This window comes from Glycomyces sambucus (genome assembly GCF_900102815.1).
GTDB classification, from domain to species: domain Bacteria; phylum Actinomycetota; class Actinomycetes; order Mycobacteriales; family Micromonosporaceae; genus Glycomyces; species Glycomyces sambucus.
Map to the genome: position 1 here is coordinate 35442 of NZ_FNGF01000003.1, position 21883 is coordinate 57324.

The following is a 21883-nucleotide window of genomic DNA, read 5'->3' on the forward strand; positions in this document are numbered from 1 at the left end:
CGGCCCCGTTCGGCGACGCGCGAGCCGATCACAGGTAGGACACCGGAAAGGCGGCACACCCGTGGCTCCCAAGCTCAGTGAATTCGTGAAGGCGTACGACGTCCGCGGACTCGTCGGCTCGCAGCTGACGCCCGCGGTCTTCGAGGCGATCGGCGCTGCCGCCGTCGCCGTCACCGGTGAGACGCGGTGGGCCGTCGGCCACGACATGCGCGACTCCGGCCCCGGCTTCGCCGAGGCGTTCGCGCGCGGCGCGACCCGCGCGGGGGCCGACGTCCTCGACGCCGGGCTCTGCTCCACCGACATGCTGTACTTCATCGCGGGGCGGCGCGACGTCGCCGGCGCGATGTTCACCGCCAGCCACAACCCCGCCGAGTACAACGGCCTCAAGATGTGCCTGCCCGCCGCGCGGCCCATCGGCCTCGACACCGGCCTGGCCGACATCCGCGACAGGGCCCAGGCGATCCTCGACGGCGAGCCGGCCCCCGCGGCCGAGGCGCCCGGGACGTTCGCCGCGGAGGACTTCCTCTCCGCGTACGCCGCCTACATGCGCGAACTCGTGGACCTCTCCGGCATCCGCCCGCTCAAGGTCGTCGTCGACGCCGGCAACGGCATGGGCGGCCACACTGTCCCCGCGGTCCTCGGCGACCAGCTCCTCGCGGCGCTCCCGCTCGACATCGACCCGCTGTACTTCGAGCTCGACGGGACCTTCCCCAACCACGAGGCGAACCCGCTGGAGCCGGCGAACATCGTCGACCTCCAGGCCCGCGTGCGGGAGGTCGGCGCCGACCTCGGCCTGGCCTTCGACGGCGACGCCGACCGGTGCTTCGTCGTGGACGCCGACGGCGAGCCCGTCACCCCGTCCGCGATCACCGCGCTCATCGCCACCCGGGAACTCGCCAAGCACCCCGGCTCCGCGGTGTGCCACAACCTCATCACGTCCCGGGCCGTCCCCGAGATCGTCGCCGAGCACGGCGGCCGCCCCCTGCGCACCCGCGTCGGCCACTCGTACATCAAGGCGGTCATGGCCGAGGAGGACGCCGTCTTCGGCGGCGAGCACTCCGGGCACTACTACTTCAAGGACTTCTGGTTCGCCGACACCGGCATGCTCGCGGCCATGCACGTGCTCGCCGCCGTCGGCGGCTCGGACCAGACGCTCGCCGAGCTGGCCGCGGACTACGTCCGCTACACCGCCTCCGGCGAGATCAACTCCAAGGTGGCCGACCCCGCCGCGAAGATCGAAGAGGTCGCCGCCGCCTTCGGCGCCCGGGACGGCGTCGCGACCGACCGCCTCGACGGGCTCACCGTCTCCTTCGCAGACGGCTCCTGGGCCAACCTGCGCCCCTCCAACACCGAACCGCTGCTGCGGCTGAACGTCGAGGGCCCCGACACGGCCTCGATGGAACGGCTGCGCGACGACATCCTCCGCATCGTAAGGAACTAGCCCATGCCCGCCACCGCGCCCAAGCCAGTGCTCCTCGAACTGCTGCGCTGCCCCGAGCCCCACCACGCCCCGCTCTCGTTCGACCGCGAGACCAACGCGCTCACCTGCTCGGAGTGCGCGAAGGTCTTCCGCGTCGAGGACGGCATCCCGGTGATGCTCCTCGACAGTGCCTCGCACAACGGCGCCACCGGCAGCGGCGGACCCGAGCAGTACTAGCGGGGCGCGGCGGGCACCCCGAGCGATCCCACCCGGCAACCGAAGCGAACCGCGACGGCCGCGAAGGCCAAGGAGGAACAGCATGGGTCTCGACGACGACGGCATCGCCGGCATCACCGGCGACCGGCTCCCGGACGAGCGCCGCATCGAAGGCGACCTGAGCGAGTCGATCCGGCCCGGCGGCGCCTTGTGGGCGCTCGCCTCGGCCGGACCGCAGCTGCGCGAGTCGGCCGCGCTCGCCGCCGACGCCGGCCTCGCCGCGCTCGCGGAGGAGGGCCGCCCCCGGGCGGTCGTCGTCGCGGGCGTCGGCACCGCGGCCCGCACCGGCGACATCCTCGCCACCGTCGCCGGGCCCCGCTGCCCGGTCCCGATCCTCGGGCACCGCTCCGCGGGCGTCCCCGGCTGGGTCGGCGCCGCCGACGTCGTCATCGCCGTCTCCGCCTCCGGGCGCAGCCCCGAGGCGCTCGCCGCCGCCGAGGCCGCCGCCCGCCGCGGCGCCCGCCTGGTCGCCATCGGCGCCCCCGACTCCGAGCTCCAGGGCCTCGCCGAACGGGCCCGCGCCCCGTTCGTGGCCGTCCCGCGCCGCGCCCCCGCGCGCCTGAGCCTGTGGGCGCTCACCGTCCCGGTCCTCATGGCCGCCAGGGAACTCGGCCTCGTCAGCCTCGTGGAGGCCGACATCGCCGAGACCGCGCGGCGCCTCGACGAGGACGCCGAGCGGTGCCGGCCCGACGCCGACGCGTACGTCAACCCGGCCAAGGAACTGGCGATGAACCTCGCCGGCTCCATCCCGGTCGTGTGGGGCTCCAGCCCGCTCGCGGGCGTCGCCGCCCGGCGCTTCGGCGACATGCTCGCGGCGAACTCCCGCTACCCGGTGGTCTCCGGCGAGCTCGGCGAGGTCGGCCGCGGCCGCGTGGGCCTCCTCGACGGCGTCTTCGGCTCGCTCGCCGAGGGACAGAAGGACATCTTCGCCGACCCCGACGATGACGACGAGCTCACGCGCCTGCGGATCGTGCTCATGCGCGACGACGGCCTCGACGGCGACGACACCACGCCCAAGCCCGACACGCGCCGCGCCGACGCCGTCGCCGACCTCGCCGGGCGCCGCGGCGTCCGCTGTGACGTGCTCCCGGCCGAGGGCGGCTGCGCCCTGGAGCGGCTCGCCTCGCTCATCGCCGTCCCCGACTTCGCGTCGGTGTACCTCGCCCTCGCGCACGGCCTCGACCCCATGCGGGTCCCCGCCGTCTCGGAGATGAAGGACCTCACTCTCGGCGCCGAATAGCGGAGCACCAGCTCAAGGCCGTGGACGGCGCCGCCGTCCGCGGCCTGCGCCGTACCGCCGCCCTGGGGCGGTGAGACGCGAGAGCCGAACCGATAGAGTTGGGGCCTCCGGAGAAGAGACAGGTGAGGAGCGGCGGTGCAGGGGCTCTACGGCGTCATCCGCAACTACGCGTGGGGATCGCAGGACGACATCGCCAGGCTCCAGGGCCGCGAGGTGCCCGCGGACCTGCCCGAGGCGGAGGAGTGGTTCGGCGCCCACCACAGCGCGCCCTCGACCCTCCACGACGGGCGGCCCCTCGACGCCGCGATCGCCTCGGACCCCGCGGGGATGCTCGGCGACCGCGCCCTCGACCGGTTCGGGCCCAAGCTCCCGTTCCTGCTCAAGCTCCTCGCGGCCGGCAAGCCCCTGTCGCTCCAGGCGCACCCCAACGCCCGCCAGGCCCACTCGGGCCACCAGCGGGAGATGCGCATCGGCATCGACGCGGCCTACCGCAACTACGTGGACGACAACCACAAGCCCGAGATGCTGGTGGCGCTCACCGAGTTCCGCGCCATGTGCGGCTTCCGCGACCCGCTGGAGGCCGCCGCCGACATCGAGGCGCTCGCCGTCCCCGAGCTCGAAGGGCTCGCCGCGACGCTGCGCGACCGCAAGGCCGGGCTCCGCAAGGCCGTCCCCGACCTCCTCGGGCTCGCCCGCGAGGAGTGCCGGGCGATCATCGACGCCGCCGCGAAGGCCGCCTCCGAGCTCGACAGCGCCGACGGCGCCGACCTGGTCTCGCTGGCCCGGTCCTACCCCGACGACCCGGGCGTCCTGGTGAGTCTGCTGCTCAACCACATCACGCTCCAGCCGGGCGAGGCCGTGTACATGCCGGCCGGGAACCTCCACGCGTACCTGCACGGCTTCGGCGTCGAGGTCATGGCCGCCAGCGACAACGTGCTCCGCGGCGGCCTCACCAACAAGCGCGTCGACGTCCCCGAACTGCTGCGGGTCCTCGACTTCCAGGCCATCCCCGACCCGCGCACCACCGCCGAGGACAACGGCCCGGTCCGCTCCTGGCCGGTCCCGATCGAGGACTTCGCGCTGCGCCGGGTCGAACTCACCGGCGGCCCGCAGACCATCGCGGTCGAGGGCCCGCGGATCTGCCTGTCCACCGGCGGGAACGTCACCGTCGCCGACGACGCCGGCGAGGCCGCGCTCTCCCCCGGCCGCGCCGCGTTCTCCGCGGGCACGGCCGGACCGGTCATCGCCAGCGGCACGGGCGAGCTGTTCATCGCCAGCGCCTGAACACGCGAGAACGGCCCGACCGCTGAGCGGTCGGGCCGTTTCCCGTCTGCAACGCGGGAATCTGCGCGCTAGGCGAGCTTCTTCTGGACGTCGAGGTCGCGGCACAGGGCGCGGTAGCCCATCGCCTCGTTGATGGCGATCATGTGGTCGTTGACCTCGGCGTTCCAGGTGTGGATGTAGCGGATCTGCGGCCGGTAGCGGCGCATGAGGCGCTGGTTGGCGATCTTGAGGACCATGCCGAGGCGGTGGCCGCGGTGCTTCTGCTCGACGATGGTGTCCTGCTGCCAGGCGTGCAGCTCCTCGCCGGGGGTGAGGCCGATGCCGGACATGCCGGCGACCTCGCCGGACTCGACGTGGACGACGGCGCTGACGAACTGGGTCTGCCCGCGCTCCTTCATGGTCCACTCGGTGTTGCGGATGCGGGCGGCGTCGTAGACCGCGGGCCGGATGTCCAGCTCCTCGCCCATGGGCGGGTCGGTGTACATGCGCTCGTTCAGGGCCGCGTACCCGGCGAGGACCTCGTCGGGGCAGTCGTCGATCCACTGCACCAGCTCGTATCCGGCGGCCTTGGCCCAGGCGTCGGCGTACAGCGACTCCAGGACGTCGTCGGCGACGACGGTGAGGTCGTTGCGGCGGTGGATCTCCTGGTCGACGACCTTGTATCCGGCGGCCTTCGCGAAGTGCTGGCCGGCGTGGTCGAAGCGCTGTCCTCCGTCGAGGGAGTCGACGGCGAAGGCGAGGATCGTGTCGCGGCCGAGTTCGGCGGCGCGGCGCTCGGTGAAGTCGTTGAGCGCGGTGCCGATGCCCTGGCGGCGGCGGTCGGGGCGCACGTCGAGTTCGAGTTCGAGCAGGTGCTGGTTGTCCTGGGTCGGCATCGAGTACGTCAGGGAGCCGACGACCTCGCCGTCCTGGAGGGCCGTGTAGCGCTCCACGGCGAGGGAGTCGGGCCACAGCAGCAGGCGCAGGCGCTGGAAGGAGGGACTCGGCAGGGGCTCGCCCGGCAGGTCGTGCTCGGTGACGGCGCGCTGGGTGCGGATCCAGCCGTTGACCTGGTCGCGGTTCAGCGGGTCGATCGGGACGATCTCGATGTCAGGGTTGCTCACGCCCCGACCTTCTCGTATTTCGGGAGGCCCCGCAATCGAATTTCAGGACAGCGCTTGCCAGTAGGCGCAAAAATGTGCCGGGCGGCCACCCCAGACCGCCCGGCACTCCCCCCGGTTTGGTATCTCCGCTGCGCCGGTGGCGATGGTCTGGAACCCAGTGGATTCCCGCATCTCCGTGACGCTGCGTATCTGCAATATTACCCACCGCCTCAGCAGTGTCAAGCAGAAACAGGGGTTGCGGCAAGAAATTTTCCGTGGCGCCTCCCACGCGACCGCCGCCACGCCTCTCACCTGCGATTCCGCAGTCGCGAGTCCGATTCGTACGGTTTCCGACCCGCGGTGCGGCGTGGCTGGCGCCACGGTGCCGTTCGGCGGCGGTCGAAGGGGCGGCGCGTAGCATTTCAGGCATGACGAACAAGCTGCGAGCCGACGACTACAAGGTCGCCGATCTCAAGCTGGCCGACTTCGGCCGCCACGAGATCCGCCTGGCCGAACACGAGATGCCCGGCCTGATGGCCCTGCGCGAGCGCTACGGCGCGGACCGCCCGCTGGAGGGTGCCCGCATCACCGGCTCGCTGCACATGACGATCCAGACCGCGGTGCTCATCGAGACGCTGACCGCGCTCGGCGCGCGGGTGCGCTGGGCGTCGTGCAACATCTTCTCCACCCAGGACCACGCCGCCGCGGCGATCGCGGTCGGGCAGGGCACCCCGGAGGCGCCGCAGGGCGTCCCGGTGTTCGCGTGGAAGGGCGAGACGCTCGAGGAGTACTGGTGGTGCACCGAGCGCGCCCTGGACTGGGGCGGCGAGGAGCCGAACCTGATCCTGGACGACGGCGGGGACGCCACGATGCTCGTGGTCAACGGCGCGAAGTTCGAGGCGGACGGAGCCGTCCCGGACGCGTCGACCGCCGCGAGCGAGGAGGAGGCCGTGGTGCTCGCGCTGCTGGCCCGCTCGCTCAAGGAGGACCCGGCCCGCTTCTCGCGCAAGGCGGGCGAGGTCAAGGGGGTCACCGAGGAGACCACCACCGGCGTGCACCGGCTGTACGAGCTGGAGCGCGAGGGGCGGCTGCCGTTCCCGGCGATCAACGTGAACGACTCGGTGACGAAGTCGAAGTTCGACAACAAGTACGGTGTGCGGCACTCGCTCGTGGACGGCATCAACCGCGCCACGGACGTGCTCATCGGCGGCAAGGTGGCCGTGGTCTGCGGTTACGGCGACGTCGGCAAGGGCTCGGCGGAGTCGCTGCGGGGCCAGGGCGCCCGGGTCGTCGTCACCGAGGTGGACCCGATCTGCGCGCTCCAGGCCGCGATGGACGGGTACCAGGTGCTGACGCTGGAGGACGCGGTCGAGTACGCCGACCTCTTCGTCACGACCACCGGGAACAAGGACATCATCTCGGTCGAGCACATGCGCCGGATGAAGCACCAGGCGATCGTCGGCAACATCGGCCACTTCGACAACGAGATCGACATGGCCGGCCTCGCCGCCGAGCCGGGGATCAAGAAGCTCGAAGTGAAGCCGCAGGTCCACGAGTGGCAGTTCGCGGACGGGCACTCGATCATCGTGCTCAGCGAGGGCCGCCTGCTCAACCTGGGCAACGCGACCGGGCACCCGAGCTTCGTGATGAGCAACAGCTTCACGAACCAGGTGCTCGCGCAGATCGAGCTGCACACCCGGCTCGACGAGTACCCGGTCGGCGTCTACACGCTGCCCAAGCACCTCGACGAGGAGGTCGCGCGCCTGCACCTCGACTCGCTCGGCGTCAAGCTGACGACCCTGACGAAGAGCCAGGCCGACTACATCGGCGTCCCGGTCGAGGGGCCGTACAAGCCGGATCACTACCGGTACTGAGCGAAGCGAAGGGACGGTAGCGGGGGCACAGCCGGTACTGAGCGAAGCGAAGGGACGGTAGCGGCCGCACAGCCGGTACTGAGCGAAGCGAAGGGACGGTAGCGGCGGCACAGCCGGTACTGAGAGCGTGTCGGAGCGGCCCCGGCCTGTCGGCCGGGGCCGCTCCGCGTTCTCTAGAGGACGGCCTTGTCGATCACCGAGCGGGAGATCTTGGCGATCTCCTCGACGATCTGGATGCCGCGGGACTCGTTGGGGGCCTTGCTGGTCAGGATCGCCATGCGGATGGCGGTCTGACCCGGGGCGCTGATGACGCCGCAGGAGTGGACGACCCACAGGCCGCCGAGCGAGGAGCGGGAGTCCCAGCCGTTCTTGACCCAGACCGTCTCGCCGGTCTTCTTCGCGGCCCGCAGGCCCCACGCCTGGACCGAGGCGACGCCGCCCATGAGCCAGCGCGCGTGGTCGACCTTCGCCTGGTCGAGGCGTCCCTTGTAGAGCAGCTGGTTGATGACCGAGAGCTGGTCGCCGACGTTGGTCTTGGTCAGGCCCCAGCGGCAGTCGTCCGAGGCCGTCGTGTACGCGAGGCCGTAGCGCACGTGCGCCGCCTTGAGGGCGTCGCAGCCGCCGAGGTGGTTGTAGACCGTGGTGGTCGAGTCGTTGTTCGACCAGACGATCATCTGCCGGGCGTGCTCGCGGATGTCGGCGGGGATCGCCTCGACCGAGCTGTACTCCTCCAGCAGCATCAGCAGGATCTCCATCTTGACGATGGAGGCGGTGTCGTGGATCCGGCGGGCGTAGGTGCCCACGGCCCGGGTGCCGCGCGTCATCTTGACGGACGCCTCGGTCTGGGTGCCGGTGGTCGCCAGGTACGCCTGGACGCGTTCGAAGAGCTCGGTGGAGAGTTCGGCGTCGGTCGGGCCGTCGGCCCAGGCCGCCGTCCCGATCAGGGAGGCGCCTCCGGCGAGGGCGACGGCTGCGGGGACCGCCGCCCTCAGGACCGTTCGGCGCGAGGGGCGGGGCCGGGGGGCCGGCTCCGCGTTGACTTGGGGTGGTTCGAGGGTCATGTGGTTCCTAGTCAGTCGTACTGGATGACGTCGCGGGAGATCGCGGCGATCTCCTCGACGACGGGGATTCCTTCGACGTCGTCGACGGCGCCGCTGGTGAGGACGGCGAGTTTCACGGGGTCGTCGCCGTCGCCGCCGAGGACGCCGATCGAGTTGACGACCCAGAGGCCGCCGAGCTGGGATTCGACGTCCCAGCCGTTCTTGAGCCAGACGGTCTCGCCGTCCCGCGCGGCCGCGGAGACGCCCCACGCCTGCTCGGCGATCACGTCGCCCATGAGCTCGCGGGCGAGCGCGGTCTGGTCGGCGTCGAGGACGCCTTCGGTGAGCGCGAGTCCGGTGAGGACGAGCTGATCGGCGGCGCTGGACCAGCCGACGCCCCAGCGGCCCTGCGCGTCGGGCGTCGTGTCCTGGAGGCCGTACCTGTCGTGGGCGGCCACGAGCGCGTCGACGCCGCCGAGGTAGTTGTAGAGCGTGGTCGCGGAGTCGTTGTGGGACTCGCGGATCATGCGGTCGAGGGCGGTCCGGTGGTCCTCGGGGATCGCGTCGACCGAGCCCCAGTACTCCAGGGTCATGAGCATGATCTCGACCTTGACGATGGAGGCGGTGATGTGGGTCTGGTCGGGGTTGTAGTCGAGGTGCATGTCCCCGCGTTCGACGGCGACCGACGCCTCGACCTGCGTGCCGGTGGAGGCGAGGTACTCGTCGATCCTGGTGCGCAGCTCCGCTTCGAGCTCTTCGCGGGACGGCCCGAAGAACGACTCGAGGCCGTTCTCGGAGGCGTTCGCTGCGACCGTGGCCACGGCTCCGGCACCGACCAGGGCGGCCGCGGCGGGCACGCCAAACCGCAGCAGGCTGCGGCGGGAGGGGCGGAGTAGACGGGAGGATGGTTCGCTTCTGCGGATCATCCGTACAAGGCTAGGGAAGGGGGCGTTGCGGAGTCAACGCGCCCTCTTCGGAATCTTCCGAGCGTTCATGTCTGGAATGTCACCGGGGCCGCGGGCAACCCGCAGACGCCAAGGGGCGTACGGCCGCAGCCATACGCCCCTTGGGATCTCGCCTAGTACGCCGGCAGGCTCGGGTCGACCTGGTTGATCCAGCCGAGGACGCCGCCCTGGACGTGGACGGCGTTCTTCAGCCCGGCGGCCTTCGCGGCGGCCAGGGCCTCGGCCGAGCGGACGCCGGCCTTGCAGTAGAACACCGCCTGCCTCTCGGTCGGCAGCTCGCTCAGCGCGGCACCGGACACGATGTCGCCCTTGGGGATCAGCCGGGAGCCGGGGATGCGCACGATCTCGTACTCGGCGGGCTCGCGCACGTCGATGAGGTCGATGTCGCGGCCCTCCTTGATCCACTCGGCCAGCTCGCGGGCCGTGATGGTGGAGCCGACGACGGCCTCGGCGGCCTCGTCGGTGACCGAACCGCAGAAGTCCTCGTAGTCGATGAGCTCCTTGACGGTGGCGTTCGGGCCGCAGACCGCGCAGTTCGGGTCCTTGCGGACCTTGATCTTGCGGTAGGTCATCTCCAGCGCGTCGTAGACCATGAGCGAGCCCACGAGCGGGTCGCCGATGCCGGTGAGCAGCTTGATGGCCTCGGTGGTCTGGATCGAGCCGATCGACGCGCACAGCACGCCGAGGACGCCGCCCTCGGCGCAGCTCGGGACCATGCCGGGCGGCGGGGGCTCGGGGTAGAGGCAGCGGTAGCACGGGCCGTGGTCGGCCCAGAAGACGCTGGCCTGGCCGTCGAAGCGGTAGATCGAGCCCCACACGTAGGGCTTGCCGAGCAGGACCGCGGCGTCGTTGACCATGTAGCGGGTCGCGAAGTTGTCGGTGCCGTCGACGATGAGGTCGTACTGCTCGAAGATCCCGAAGACGTTGTCGTTGTCGAGGACCGTGTTGTGGATGACCACGTTCACGTGGGGGTTGATCTCGCGGATCGAGGCGGCGGCGGACTCGGCCTTGGGGCGGCCGATGTCCGACTGGCCGTGGATGATCTGGCGCTGGAGGTTCGACTCGTCGACGGTGTCGAACTCCGCGATGCCGATCGTGCCGACCCCGGCCGCGGCCAGGTACATCAGCGCGGGGGACCCGAGGCCGCCCGCGCCCACGCAGAGCACCCTGGCGTTCTTGAGTCGTTTCTGACCGTCCATGGCGACGTCGGGGATGATGAGGTGGCGCGAATAGCGGCGCACCTCGTCGACCGACAGCTCGGAAGCTGGTTCGACCAGCGGCGGCAAACTCATATCACCAATAATGCCCGCCTGCGCTGTGGATATTCCAGCGGGAAGGCCGGTGTGCCGAGATTCACCCCGTGGGATCGACCGTCCCACATGCCGGGAGGACTACTGGTCGACGAAGTCGTCCGGCGGCAGGTCGGGCCCGTTGTAGTCCCCCGCCGGACCGGATACGTACGTCTCGCCGTCCGGGAACGGCCAGGCGTTGCCGGTGCACCCGGCGAGCTGGTACGTCTGCTGCGCCATCACCGGCGAGACCTCGCCGTCGCCGGGGCACACCTCGTGGCCGTGGCCGAGGCGGTGGCCGACCTCGTGGTTCACCGCGTACTGGCGGTACGTGTCGAGCGTGCCGTCCCAGTGCTCGACGCCGGTGATCCAGCGGGCCGAGTTGATGACCACGTTGTCGCCGTTGCGGCACGAGACCGTCGTGTTCTGGGACCCGCACAGGTACGAGCGCTGCTCGGGGCTGGCGAGGTAGACCGTGAAGTCCGCGTCGCCGCCGCCGACCTGCTGGAAGCGCCAGGCGCCGCCCGCGGTCCACGAGCGGGCGTCGGCCAGGGTCGCGCGCACGAACGCGCTGAACTCGTCGGCGTCGAGCCCGATCCCGTTCTCGACCGCCACGTTGTACTTCAGGAGCGTGCCCGCGTCGCCGAAGACCGCGGTGTCCGCCGGCTCGGCGTACGTCCAGGTCCCAGTGCCCGAGAAGTAGAGCGGGACGATCGGGTCGGGCGAGGGGGAGGCGCTGGGGGACAGGGCGTCCGCGGTCGGCGCGGCGCTGGTGGCCACGGCCCGGTCGTCCTCGTCCATGGCCTGCGGCTGCCCGCCGGTGACGGCCGCGCCGAGGGCGAAGAACGCCCCGGTGCCCGCCATGAGGACGAGGATCGCGACCAGCACGAAGCGCCGTCGTCTGCGGAGCCTGCGGTTGCGATCCAGCCGTCCCTCAGTCACACCGGCGAGTCTAATTCCCGGGACGCCCCCGGGGGCCCAGCCCCGTCGAATGTGTGAGTTCACAATGCGGTCAGAACATCCCTCGCGTCTTCGTGCGCATCATCGTGCACCTCGTCGAGCATCGCCGCCATCGCGCGCGCGACCGCCTGCGGGCGCTCCATCATCGCCACGTGCCCGGTCCGGTCGAGGATGAGCAGCCGCGAGTCGGGGATCGCCAGCGCCGTCGGCGGCGCCTGGCGGACGTCGATGACGCGGTCCTGCTTGCCCCACACCACCAGCGCGGGGCACTGGATCTCGCGGGCGAGGCGCCACAGCGAGTTCGTCCCCGGTACCAGCGCCTGCATGAACGAGGCCATGAGCCCGCGGTAGGTCTGGAAGTACGCGCGGTTGTTCCACGGGACGGACAGGCGGTGCCGGGCCTCGGCGATCGCCTCGCGGCGGCGCTGCGGGTGGATCGAGTCGGGGTCGGCCCAGGTGCCGCGGATGATGTCGTCGACGACCTGCTGCGGGGTGCGCCCGCGCATGGCCCGGTCGGCGAGCCACGCGATGTTCGGGACCGCGAGCATCGGCAGGTAGCGGGACTGGTGCGAACGCCGCGGGTTCCCGAACGGCATCGCGGGCGACACGAGCGTCAGGGTCCGGATCAGGTTCGGGCGGGTCGCGGCCAGGTAGACCGCGACCGCGCCGCCGAGCGAGTGGCCCGCCAGGTGCACCGGGCCGCGCCCGGACTCGGTGATCCAGGCGGCGACGTCCTGCGCGAGCAGCGGGATCGTCGCGCGCGGGGCCGGGGCCGAGTGGCCGAAACCGGGCAGGTCGATCGCGTCGGTGCGGAGGCGGTCGGAGAGCGCGTCGGCGAGGTCGGTCCAGTTCTGGGCCGAGCCGCCCAGGCCGTGCACGAACACGGCCGGCTCGGCGCCGGAGGCGGTCGGCGGCGTGTGCCGGATGAAGAGCCGGCGGCGGCTGACCTGGTGCTCGATGCCCGGCCACGGCGAGTGCGGCCGCCGAGGGGTCCGGACCTCCCCGGAGTCGACCAGCCGCGCCCGCTTCATGGGAGCTAGTGTGCCACTTCGGCTGCCAGCGCGCCCAAAGTAGCCGAAACCACCGCGCGGGCGCGCTCGGCGGTCACGACCGCCGCGCCCGAGAGGCGCCGGACCGACCGGCCGTCGAGCCAGAGGATGACCACGACGGCGGTCTTGACCGGCCCGGTGGGGACGATCGAGGCGTGCTCGACCTCCACGCGGACGTCACCGGCGCCGAGGCGGGGGCGCAGGGCCTCCACTGTGGCCGCGGCGGCGGCGTGCTGGATGTGCCAGTCGATCGGCGGGACCGCGACCTTGCCGGTGGACTCGATGTCGCCGAGGGCGAGCGTGACGCTCACTTCGGCCTCGAGCCCGGCGGACTCGATCTCGACGCGGCGCAGCTCGACCGGGCCGACCGAGGCCACCTCGATGTCGGTGGAGGCGGACTCGACGTGGCCGCGGATCTCGGGCTCCTCGGAGGACTGCGGGCCGGGCTCGACCGCGCGCTGCTCGTTGACGACGGCGGAGACCACCGCGTGGACCTCGTCGGGGTCAACGCCCTCTTCGAGCTCCAGCCGCAGGCTGGAGGCCCCGTCGGGCGCGGTCACGTGGAACGCGTCGCGGACGCCGGGGACCTGGCGGACCGCGTCGACCAGGCGGGCGGACTCGGTGTCGGGCGCGCCGACGGTGCCGGCCGGGTTCGCGGGCATGGGTCCTGCGTTCTCCACGGTCGCGGGAGGGGTGGGCTCGGCGATGGGGGGCCGGTTCGCCGGGGACGAGCGGAGCGGGGCCTGCTCGGTGACGGGCGGGCTGGGGACCGCCGCGGGCGAGACCTCGGTGAGCGGGGGCTGGACGATCGGGAACTGGTCGGTCTGCTGCTCGACCACCGGGGAGGGGGCCGGCGGGGTCGCCGGGGCGGGCGGCGTGCTCGGGACGGGCTGGCGCTGGACCTCGGGGGCCGGGGCGGGGGGCGCGCTCGGGGCGGCCTCGGCGGCGCGCGGCTCGGGGCGCTGGCGCGGCGGCGCGCTGAACTCGGGGTTCGGGCCGGGCGGGGCGCTGAAGTCCTGCTGCGGCGGGGCGTATGCGGGCGGCGCGCTCGGCGCGGCGGCCTGCGGGACCTCGATGGGGCCGGTGTGCTGCGGCTGGGCCGGGACGCCGAAGTGCTGCTGCGGCGACTGGGGTTCGGGTGCCGGGGGTTGAGCGAACTCCTGGTTGGGGCCGGGCGGCGCGGGCTGCGGAGGTGCGGGGTTCCCAGAGGCGGGGTTGCCGGGAGCGGGGTGGGCGGCGTAGTCGCCGGACAGCGGCGGGGCGCTGTAGCCGGGGTGCTGCTGCGGGACCCCGAAGTCCTGGGCGGGGGCGCTGTAGAACTGCTGCGCGGGCTGGCTCGGCGGGGCGGCGCGGTCGAGAGAGGCGTGGTCGGGGGCCGGGGGCAGCGGCGGCGCGGCGTGCTGCTGGGGGACGCCGAACTCCTGGGCGGGAGGAGGGGCGTACTCCTGGTGCTGCGGCGCGGGCGCGTGGTCCTGGTTCGGTGCCGGGGGCGCGAACGGGTTCACGGGGGCCTGCTCGGCCTGGAAGCCTTGGGGCGCTTGCGGAGTCTGCTGCGGGGCGGCGGGGATCGGCTCGAACTGCTCGCCGGGCGCGGGGCGGCGGGTCGCCGGGACCATGGGTCCGGTGTCGGCCATCTCGACCGGGACGTTCGGGACCTGCCCGGTGGGGTCGTCGCTGTAGCGGTGGCGCCGGCCGCGGTCCGGGTCGAACCGGTACTGCTCGGGCGCCTGCCCCATCCCCTGGCGGGCGGCGTCGGCGGTCTCGGCGCCCTCGTCGGCCGGCGGTCCCCAGGACCTGCCGATCCTCCTGCGGGCTGCCCGTTCCTCCCCGGTCGGACGCTGGTCATCCGGTCGGTTCTGGTCATACACCACTAGACAACTCCTTCATATTCCCGCCCTCAAGGTACCGTGGCGCGCCCAGTGACTCGAACCCGCGTTTGTCGCCCCCGTACGCTGGGAGACTGTATTCAGGTTTCCGTAAACTTCGTTCGGGTCGCAAGTGCTCGCGACTGACGGATGGGCGACATGAGCCGAAGAGAGGTGCCGGAGTGAACAGCGCTGGTGAGGGGCGGGTCCGACTGCCCAGGAGCGAACGCCGCGCGCAGCTGCTGCGGGCCGCTCAGGACGTCTTCGTCTCCAAGGGGTACCACAGCACCTCCATGGACGACATCGCCGAGAACGCCGGGGTCTCCAAGCCCGTGCTGTACCAGCATTTCACCTCGAAGCTGGAGCTGTACCTGGCGCTGCTGGACGGCCGCGCGGCCGAGCTGGTGGGGCAGGTGCGGGACGCCCTGCAGTCCACGGAGGACAACAAGGAGCGGGTGAACCGCGCGATGCGGGCGTACTTCGACTTCGTCGACGCGCAGGGGGAGGCGTTCCGGCTGGTCTTCGAGTCCGACCAGCGCAACGACCCCGAGGTCGCCGGGCGGGTGCTGAAGATGGAGGCCGAGTGCGTCTCGGCGATGGCCGAGACGATCATGGCCGACACCCACGTGGACAAGGCGCGGGCCGAACTCCTGGCCACGGGCCTGCTCGGGAACGCCGAGGTCTCCGCCCGCAAGTGGATCGCCTCCGGCCGCGCGATCCCCAAGGACGAGGCGGTGCAGCTCATGAGCACCCTCGCCTGGCGCGGGATCTCGCATTTCCCGCGAGAGGGCGAAGCCTGAGCGGGAGCGAGCAGCACAGCCCGCGAGAAGGCGAGGCCTGAGCGGGGCGTGTGAGTGTTCACCCGCAAGGTGAATTCTCGGATCGGTCGTTCGCTCTCGGCGCAGCGCTCCGTGCAGTGGAGCGGGGGTCGCCGCGAGTAGTCTTGCATCGGACCGTAGGTCACAGTATTTCGATTGAGGAGGGCCCGTGGAGGTCAAGATCGGTGTCCAGTACGCCCCACGCGAACTGGTGTTGGAGAGCAAGCTGTCGCCGAAGGACCTGTCCGACACGATCGAGCAGGCCGTGAAGGACGGCGGAGTCCTTCGCCTCGAAGACGAGAAGGGCCGCCAGGTGATGGTGCCGGTCGAGAAGATCGCGTACATCGAGGTCGCCGCCACGAACGTGCGGTCGGTCGGCTTCACCGTCGACGCCTGAGCTTGCGAAGGCTTCGCGCAGTGAACAGGCGGCACAGCACCGTCGACGCCTAGCGCGACCAGGCAGACTTCAAGGCCCGGGGCTTCGGCCCCGGGCCTTATTCGTTCGCTCTCGCCGCCGGCTCCTGGGCTACTGGAGCACCGTGAACGGCGCAGTACCGCCCACGGCGGCCGTCCCGTTCCGGACGCCCTCGGGGCCGCTCGCGGTGTGGATGCGGTACAGCGTCTGGTTCGCCACGGCCAGGACCGGGTCGCCGCGGTTGACCACCGACTCGACCGGGTCGGCCGGGACCGCCGCGATCTCGGAGAACACCAGGCCCGAGGTCCCCGGCTGCGCCGAGGTGTGGGAGTTGTCGAGGGCGATGTTGAACAGCGTGTCGTTGCCCCGCTGCCCCGCCACCCACAGGAAGTTCTCGGAGCTCCAGGCCACGTCGGTGACGTCCTCGACATCGGTGCCGATCCGCCGCGCCTCGCCCGCCTGGAGGTTCCGGTCGGCGTCGACGATCAGCGTCGCCACCCATGCCTCGCCGTCCTCCACGTATGCGAGCCGCCGCCCGTCGGCCGCGAGGGACATCGCGGTGACCCCCTCCCCCACCGGGAGCGTCTGCACGACCGTGCGGGTGTTCGGGTCCACGACCGTGGGCACGCCGTCGGAGAGCACGATGAGCGCCGACACCGGGTGCCACTGCGGGTCGGTCAGCGCGTTCCCCAGGCCCGCGACCGTGCCCATCGCGGCGTCGGTCGGACCCACTTGGAGCACCTCGCCGGCGCCACTGGCGACGACCGCGGCGAGCTGGTCGGCGGGGCCGACGGCGACCTGCCGGAGCCCTTCGGCGGTGAAGCCGACCCACGGGTGGTCGGCCGAGGTCACGGAGACGCCCTCGCCGGTGTACTCCCACACCTGGTCCTCGGCGATGAAGTACGCCGTCTGCGGCAGGTCGCTCGGGATCGCGTTCCAGGTGCGCCAGTCGGCGAGGGAGCCCTCGGCGATGGTGTCGCCGTCGGCGGTGAGCACGAAGCCGTCCACGAGGTTGAGGCTCCAGGCGACCTGCGCGGCCATGGCGTCCTGGACGCTGCGGTCGTCGACCGGCTCGTCGAGCTGGAGGTCGATCTCGACCACGCCGTCCGGGGTCGAGATCTTGCCGACCGTGCCGATCGGGATGGCGGTGCGCGACGACTGGCCGGGGACGTCGGACGGGCCCCGCAGCAGCCAGTCGAGCAGGAGCCGACGGCGCGTGTCGGCGTCGAGGTCGTCGTAGATCCAGCGCAGGTCCGGGACCAGGAGCTCGGCCTGGTCGGTCTGGAAGTACAGCGGCGACTCGGTGTACGAGCCGAGGAACTGCTGGTAGTCCAGCGACACCTGGGAGGGGAGGCTCTGGATCTCCCACGAGTCCTGGAGGCCGCCGTCGCGGCGGAGCATGAACGTCTCCTCGTAGGCGTACGGCGAGGCCATGCGGGCCCAGCCGTCCTGGTGGAAGTAGACGCCGATGACCGTGCCGGTGACCTTCACGTTCGCCGACTCCAGCGGGTTGCCCCCGCCCTCAACCGAGACGTTGAGGTGGTCGACCAGGCGCAGGCCCAGGGTGGGGTCGGAGAACTTCGTGCTCCCGGCGGCCGTGAACTTGTTGAGCCGGTCGTCGCGGCTCGCGGGGTCGCCCGCGGCGGCCCGCAGGAAGTTCCCGACGGTCTCGCCCGCGTCGGCGGTCGGCTCGAACACCTCGACGCTGGTGCCCGAGGACTCGCCGAAGTCCGACGGGGCGTCGTCGATGATCTCCGGGGCCTTGCCGGTGGGGATGCCGCAAGCCGATGCGGCCCAGGCGGTGCCGACGGCGAGCGCGGCGGCGAGGCTAGTCCTGCGTCGCACGGGCGGCCTCCTTACCGGCGCTCCGCGGGCCGTCGAGGCGCAGCGGGATCGGCGAGGTGATGACGCGGTTGCCGGCCTGGAGCGGCAGCGTGAGCACGAACAGCGTGCCCTTGCCCTGCTCGCCGACGGCCTGGAGCGTCCCCGAGTGGAGCTTCGCGTCTTCCAGGCTGATCGCGAGCCCCAGGCCCGTGCCGCCGGTGCGGCGGTTGCGGGACGGGTCGGCGCGCCAGAAGCGGTCGAAGACGCGGTCGGCGTGGCCGGGCTTGAGGCCCACCCCGCGGTCGCGGACCGCGACGGCCACGGCCGTGTCGGACTCGGCGACGGTGACGCGGACCGGCTTGCCCTCGGCGTGCTCGATCGCGTTCGAGACGAGGTTGCGCAGGATGCGCTGGACGCGGCGCGGGTCGACCTCGGCGATGACGCGCCGCTTGGGCCGGGAGACGGTCACCTCGACGCCGCACTCGGACGCGAGGTGGGACAGGCCCTCCACGACGTCCTCGGCGATGCGGCCCACGTCCACGGCGTCGACTTCGAGCGAGGCGAACCCGGAGTCGAAGCGGGAGATCTCCAGCAGCTCCTGGAGCAGGTCCTCGAAGCGGTCGATCTCGTGCTGGAGCAGCTCGGTGGAGCGCTTGGTGACCGGGTCGAAGTCGTCGCGGTTGTCGTAGAGCAGGTCGGCGGCCATGCGGATGGTCGCCAGCGGGGTGCGCAGCTCGTGCGAGACGTCGGAGGTGAAGCGCCGCTGCATCATCGACATCTCCTCCAGGCGCCGGATCTGGCTCTGGAGGTTCTCGGCCATGAGGTTGAACGACCCGGCCAGGCGGGCGAGGTCGTCGGAGCCGCGGACCTCCATGCGCTCGTGGAGGAGCCCGGCCGCGAGGCGCTGGGAGGTGCGGGCGGCCTCGCGCACGGGCGTCACCACCAGGCGCGTGACCAGGGCGGCGATGACGCCGAGGAGCAGGACCAGGGCGACGCCGGCGAGCGCGAGGTTGGTGCGCAGGAGGCTGATGGCGTCCTGCTGCGATTCGAGGGGGTAGAACGCGTACAGCTCGAAGTCGAGGCTCAGGTCGATGTACGAGCCGACCACGAGGTAGGGCATGGCGCCCTCGCCTTCGAGCGCGAAGTTCCCGTACTGGGCCGCGGTCTTGCCCGAGGCCACGTCCTCCTGGAGCTCCGCGGAGGGCTGGACGTCGGAGGAGGACGGGTGCGAGCGGGTCACGTCCCCGTCCGCGGTCCGGAGCATGATCACGGGCGCGTAGACCGGGTCCTCGGCGAGTTCGTTGACGATCCGCTGCATGGCCGTGGCGAGCGCGGTGTCTGAGGAGGAGGTGTAGGTGCCGAGCTGCTCGGCGGCGCGCTCGACGGCGTTCAGGGTCTCCTCGACCGCGGTGTCCTTGCGCTCGGCGAGGAGCCCGGAGGTGACCGAGCCGGCCACGACGAAGCTGAAGATGAGGACCAGGACCGTGGAGGCGATGAGGGTCGAGGAGACGACCCGGAGCTGGAGGGAGGCGCGGTAGCGGTCGACCAGCGGCCGCGCGGCGCGGACGGCCCAGCGGGCGGTGCGCCGCCAGGCCAGGGCGAGTCTGCGGCTGCGCAGGCGTCGCCGAGGGTCCGGCCGCACCGGGCGCTCGCGCACCCGGTCCTCCCCGCCCGTCACCTAGCCCAGTCCGGCCTTGTACCCGACGCCGCGCACGGTCTGGATGAGCTGCGGGCGCTCGGGGTCGGGCTCGATCTTGGCGCGCAGGCGCTGCACGTGGACGTTCACCAGGCGCGTGTCGGCGGAGTGCCGGTAGCCCCAGACCTGCTCCAGCAGGACCTGGCGGGTGAACACCTGGCGCGGCTTGCGGGCGAGGGCCACGAGCAGGTCGAACTCCAGCGGCGTCAGTTTGACCTCGGCGCCGTTGAGGGTGACCTGGTGGGCGGGCACGTCGATCTGCACTTGGAGGCCGGGCTTGCCGATCTCCAGGCGCTCGGGCGTGACGTCGTCGCCGCGGCGCAGGCGGGCGCGGATGCGGGCCACCAGCTCCTTGGGCTTGAACGGCTTCACTATGTAGTCGTCGGCGCCCGATTCGAGGCCGAGGACGATGTCCACGGTGTCGGACTTGGCGGTGAGCATGACGATCGGCACGCCGGACTCGCCGCGGATGGCCTTGGCGACGTCGATCCCGCTCATGCCCGGGAGCATGAGGTCGAGCAGCACGATGTCGGGGCGGTGCTCCTTGAACGCGGCGAGCGCCTTCTCGCCGTCGACGACGAAGGTGGGGGTGAAGCCTTCGGTGCGGAGGATGATGCCGAGCATCTCCGCCAGCGCCGGGTCGTCGTCAACGACGAGTACACGTGCTCTCATGGACACCAGTTTTCCACCTCGCAAAAGCCGAGAGCACCACGGGTGGACACCCGTGGTGCTCTAACTGTAACGACTATCCGACGGACTTGGCCGCTCGTGCGGGGTCGGTGCCTGCGGCGATGGCCTCGAACGGCTCGCGGCCGGCCTGGATCTCGCCGAGCTGGACCATCTCGCGCTTGGTGAAGAAGCCGACGATCCAGTCCGCGAGGACGCGGCCCTTGCGGCCGGTCCCGGGCACGCGCGACAGGTGGTAGCCGCGGTGCATGAGCCAGGCGAGGAGGCCCTTGGCCTTGAAGCCGTAGGTGTTGGCGACGCCCTTGTACAGGCCGAGGCCGGCGACCGAGCCGATGTACTTGTGCTCGTACGGCGTCAGCTCGCGGCCCACGTGGTTGCGGTAGACGTTGTCCGCGAGGGTCTTGGCCTGGCGGACGGCGTGCTGCGCGGACGGGGTGCACCAGTCCATCGGGAAGTCCGAGGTGTCGGGGACCTGGGCGGAGTCGCCCGCGCCCCAGGCGCCTTCGACGACCTCGCCGATGGTGTGCTTGCCGGCCTCGATGCCGGTGGCGACCTGGAGCCGGGTGTTGCACTCGAGGTGGCCGCGGGGGCCGATCGGCAGGTCGGTCTGCTTGAGCAGCGGGTGGGGCATGACGCCGGCGGTCCAGATGATGGTGTCGGAGTCGAACTCCTCGCCGTCGGTGAGGACGACGTGGCCGCCCTCGCAGGACTTGAGGGTGGTGCCGAGCCGGATGTCGACGCCGCGCTTGGTGAGCTCGCGGGCGGCGTAGGCGCCCATCTCGGGGCCGACCTCGGGGAGGATCTTGTTGGCGTACTCGACGAGGTACCACTTGATCTCGGAGGCGTCGAGCATCGGGTAGTTCTTGACGATGTTCGCCGTCAGGTCCTCGAGCTCGCCCAGGGTCTCGGCGCCGGCGAAGCCGCCGCCGACGGTGAGGAACGTGAGGGCCTTGCGGCGCACGTCCGGGTCCTGGGTGGTCGCGGCGATGTCGAAGCGCTGGAGCACGTGGTTGCGCAGCCAGATGGCCTCGCCCATCGACTTGATGCCGATGGCCGTGTCGGCCAGGCCGGGGATGGGCAGCGGCCGGGAGACGGAGCCGGGGGCGACGATGACCTCGTCGTACTCGACCTCGCGGGCGGGGCCGACGTAGGGCTGCACGAGGAGCTTGCGCTCGGCGTGCTTGATCTCGGTGACCGCACCGGTGAGGATGGTGCAGTGCTTGAGGGCCTGTCGGAGCGGCACAACGCCGTGTCGCGGGGAGATGGAGCCAGCGGCCGCCTCGGGCAGGAACGGCTGGTAGGTCATGTGCTGGTTCGGGTCGATGACCATCAGTTCAACTTGACCGCGCTTGATGTCGCCCTTCAGCAGCTTGCTCAAGCGTTCGGCAACGTAAAAACCGACGTGACCGGCACCTATCACGACTATACGTTTCACGTGTTCAATTCTGGCCCTGCTCACGTGGTCTTGTGTAGTGAACGCGCGAGGACGTAGATCACGGTGACTGCGGCCACGATGCCCGCGCCGACCGCGAGACCTGCGGTGAGACCGGAGAAATACGCGGTGAACAGCGCCAGGGTGAGCGCGGTGCCCACAGTCGACGCCAGGACCAGGCCGAGGTGCTTCGCCCAGGTGAGGATGATCTCACCGTCCATTGCGGTAGTCGTTCGGAAGCGCTGCGCCACCGCGGCCGCGGAGTGGGCGGTGTACAGCAGGCAGGCGAGGGCGGCGGCCGTCCACAATGTGGGAGACCGGTCGCCGTCGAAGGCGTCCGCGAGGAGCCACGCGCCGAGGGTGAAGACGATCGCGACGAGGACCGCGGCCCCCGCGGGGGCCAGCGCCGCGGCCGCGGCGGCGAGCGCGGCGACGCCGACGTAGAGCCCGGCCGAGGCCCACTCGGGCGGGACGGCGAGCTCGGCCGCGGTGAAGAGCGTGAGGCCGACGAGCAGGCGCAGCAGGACCGGGGCGGGGGCGACGCGCCGGGCCCAGGAGACCGAGGAGGCGCGCCCGGCCTTGGCGCGCTCGCGGGCGCCGTCGCGGAGGGCCTGGAGGAGGCCGCGCTGGACGTCGCTCATCTATGACTCGCGAGCTTCGTCAAGGG

19 protein-coding genes are annotated in these 21883 nt (G+C 71.6%); 7 read left to right on the forward strand and 12 right to left on the reverse strand.

Annotation, left to right across the window (positions count from 1 at the left end; all coding sequences use genetic code 11):
* Positions 1-61 precede the first annotated feature (61 nt).
* The 4 genes from BLS99_RS09945 to manA all read left to right on the forward strand — a co-directional run bounded on the left by BLS99_RS09945 (position 62) and on the right by manA (position 4220).
* Complete coding sequence (locus tag BLS99_RS09945; protein ID WP_176953296.1) at positions 62-1441, forward strand: phosphomannomutase/phosphoglucomutase; 1380 nt, start codon at positions 62-64, stop codon at positions 1439-1441.
* A 3-nt stretch (positions 1442-1444) separates the two neighbouring features.
* A complete protein-coding gene (locus BLS99_RS09950; RefSeq protein ID WP_091048008.1) occupies positions 1445-1657 on the forward strand; it encodes a Trm112 family protein in 213 nt (70 codons plus the stop codon).
* Between the two features lie 82 nt (positions 1658-1739).
* Positions 1740-2936: an SIS domain-containing protein gene (locus tag BLS99_RS09955; protein ID WP_091048012.1), complete on the forward strand. Its 1197-nt coding sequence runs from the start codon at positions 1740-1742 to the stop codon at positions 2934-2936.
* Between the two features lie 135 nt (positions 2937-3071).
* Positions 3072-4220, forward strand: a complete 1149-nt coding sequence (gene manA, locus BLS99_RS09960) for a mannose-6-phosphate isomerase, class I (RefSeq protein WP_091048016.1) — start codon at positions 3072-3074, stop codon at positions 4218-4220.
* A 68-nt stretch (positions 4221-4288) separates the two neighbouring features.
* On the opposite strand, the gene BLS99_RS09965 is transcribed toward manA, so the two are convergent.
* A complete protein-coding gene (locus BLS99_RS09965; protein ID WP_176953297.1) occupies positions 4289-5323 on the reverse strand; it encodes a GNAT family N-acetyltransferase in 1035 nt (344 codons plus the stop codon).
* Positions 5324-5730: 407 nt separating this feature from the next.
* Here BLS99_RS09965 and ahcY point away from each other — a divergent pair, with 407 nt between their 5' ends.
* Positions 5731-7176: an adenosylhomocysteinase gene (ahcY, locus tag BLS99_RS09970; protein ID WP_091048023.1), complete on the forward strand. Its 1446-nt coding sequence runs from the start codon at positions 5731-5733 to the stop codon at positions 7174-7176.
* Positions 7177-7349: 173 nt separating this feature from the next.
* On the opposite strand, the gene BLS99_RS09975 is transcribed toward ahcY, so the two are convergent.
* From BLS99_RS09975 to BLS99_RS26905, 6 genes are all read right to left on the reverse strand, one after another.
* The gene (locus BLS99_RS09975) at positions 7350-8237 is read right to left on the reverse strand and encodes a serine hydrolase (protein WP_091048025.1); all 888 of its coding nucleotides are present in this window, start codon (positions 8235-8237) and stop codon (positions 7350-7352) included.
* An 11-nt stretch (positions 8238-8248) separates the two neighbouring features.
* On the reverse strand, positions 8249-9037 hold the full coding sequence (locus tag BLS99_RS09980; protein WP_143034737.1) for a serine hydrolase: 789 nt from the start codon (positions 9035-9037) through the stop codon (positions 8249-8251).
* Between the two features lie 257 nt (positions 9038-9294).
* A complete protein-coding gene (gene moeZ, locus BLS99_RS09985) occupies positions 9295-10473 on the reverse strand; it encodes an adenylyltransferase/sulfurtransferase MoeZ (RefSeq protein WP_091048032.1) in 1179 nt (392 codons plus the stop codon).
* A 99-nt stretch (positions 10474-10572) separates the two neighbouring features.
* Entirely contained in the window at positions 10573-11412 is an 840-nt protein-coding gene (locus BLS99_RS09990) for a DUF3152 domain-containing protein (protein ID WP_143034738.1), read from the reverse strand.
* Positions 11413-11471: 59 nt separating this feature from the next.
* Entirely contained in the window at positions 11472-12461 is a 990-nt protein-coding gene (locus BLS99_RS09995; protein ID WP_091048039.1) for an alpha/beta fold hydrolase, read from the reverse strand.
* Between the two features lie 5 nt (positions 12462-12466).
* Entirely contained in the window at positions 12467-14350 is a 1884-nt protein-coding gene (locus BLS99_RS26905; protein ID WP_143034739.1) for a hypothetical protein, read from the reverse strand.
* Positions 14351-14526: 176 nt separating this feature from the next.
* Here BLS99_RS26905 and BLS99_RS26910 point away from each other — a divergent pair, with 176 nt between their 5' ends.
* Entirely contained in the window at positions 14527-15144 is a 618-nt protein-coding gene (locus tag BLS99_RS26910) for a TetR/AcrR family transcriptional regulator (RefSeq protein WP_143034740.1), read from the forward strand.
* A gap of 187 nt (positions 15145-15331) precedes the next feature.
* Positions 15332-15559 (forward strand): DUF3107 domain-containing protein, encoded by a 228-nt coding sequence (locus tag BLS99_RS10005; RefSeq protein WP_091048043.1) that lies wholly within the window; start codon positions 15332-15334, stop codon positions 15557-15559.
* 129 nt (positions 15560-15688) lie between these two features.
* Here the strand turns inward: BLS99_RS10005 and BLS99_RS10010 are convergent, their stop codons facing one another.
* The 5 genes from BLS99_RS10010 to BLS99_RS10030 all read right to left on the reverse strand — a co-directional run bounded on the left by BLS99_RS10010 (position 15689) and on the right by BLS99_RS10030 (position 21857).
* Positions 15689-17422 (reverse strand): LpqB family beta-propeller domain-containing protein, encoded by a 1734-nt coding sequence (locus tag BLS99_RS10010; protein ID WP_091048046.1) that lies wholly within the window; start codon positions 17420-17422, stop codon positions 15689-15691.
* Positions 17406-19058, reverse strand: a complete 1653-nt coding sequence (gene mtrB / locus BLS99_RS10015; RefSeq protein ID WP_143034741.1) for an MtrAB system histidine kinase MtrB — start codon at positions 19056-19058, stop codon at positions 17406-17408. Before mtrB ends, BLS99_RS10010 begins: the two co-directional genes overlap by 17 nt.
* 21 nt (positions 19059-19079) lie before the next feature.
* On the reverse strand, positions 19080-19769 hold the full coding sequence (mtrA, locus tag BLS99_RS10020) for an MtrAB system response regulator MtrA (protein WP_091048055.1): 690 nt from the start codon (positions 19767-19769) through the stop codon (positions 19080-19082).
* Between the two features lie 73 nt (positions 19770-19842).
* A complete protein-coding gene (locus tag BLS99_RS10025; RefSeq protein ID WP_091048059.1) occupies positions 19843-21219 on the reverse strand; it encodes an NAD(P)/FAD-dependent oxidoreductase in 1377 nt (458 codons plus the stop codon).
* Between the two features lie 20 nt (positions 21220-21239).
* Positions 21240-21857 (reverse strand): hypothetical protein, encoded by a 618-nt coding sequence (locus BLS99_RS10030; protein WP_091048063.1) that lies wholly within the window; start codon positions 21855-21857, stop codon positions 21240-21242.
* Between the last annotated feature and the right edge of the window lie 26 nt (positions 21858-21883).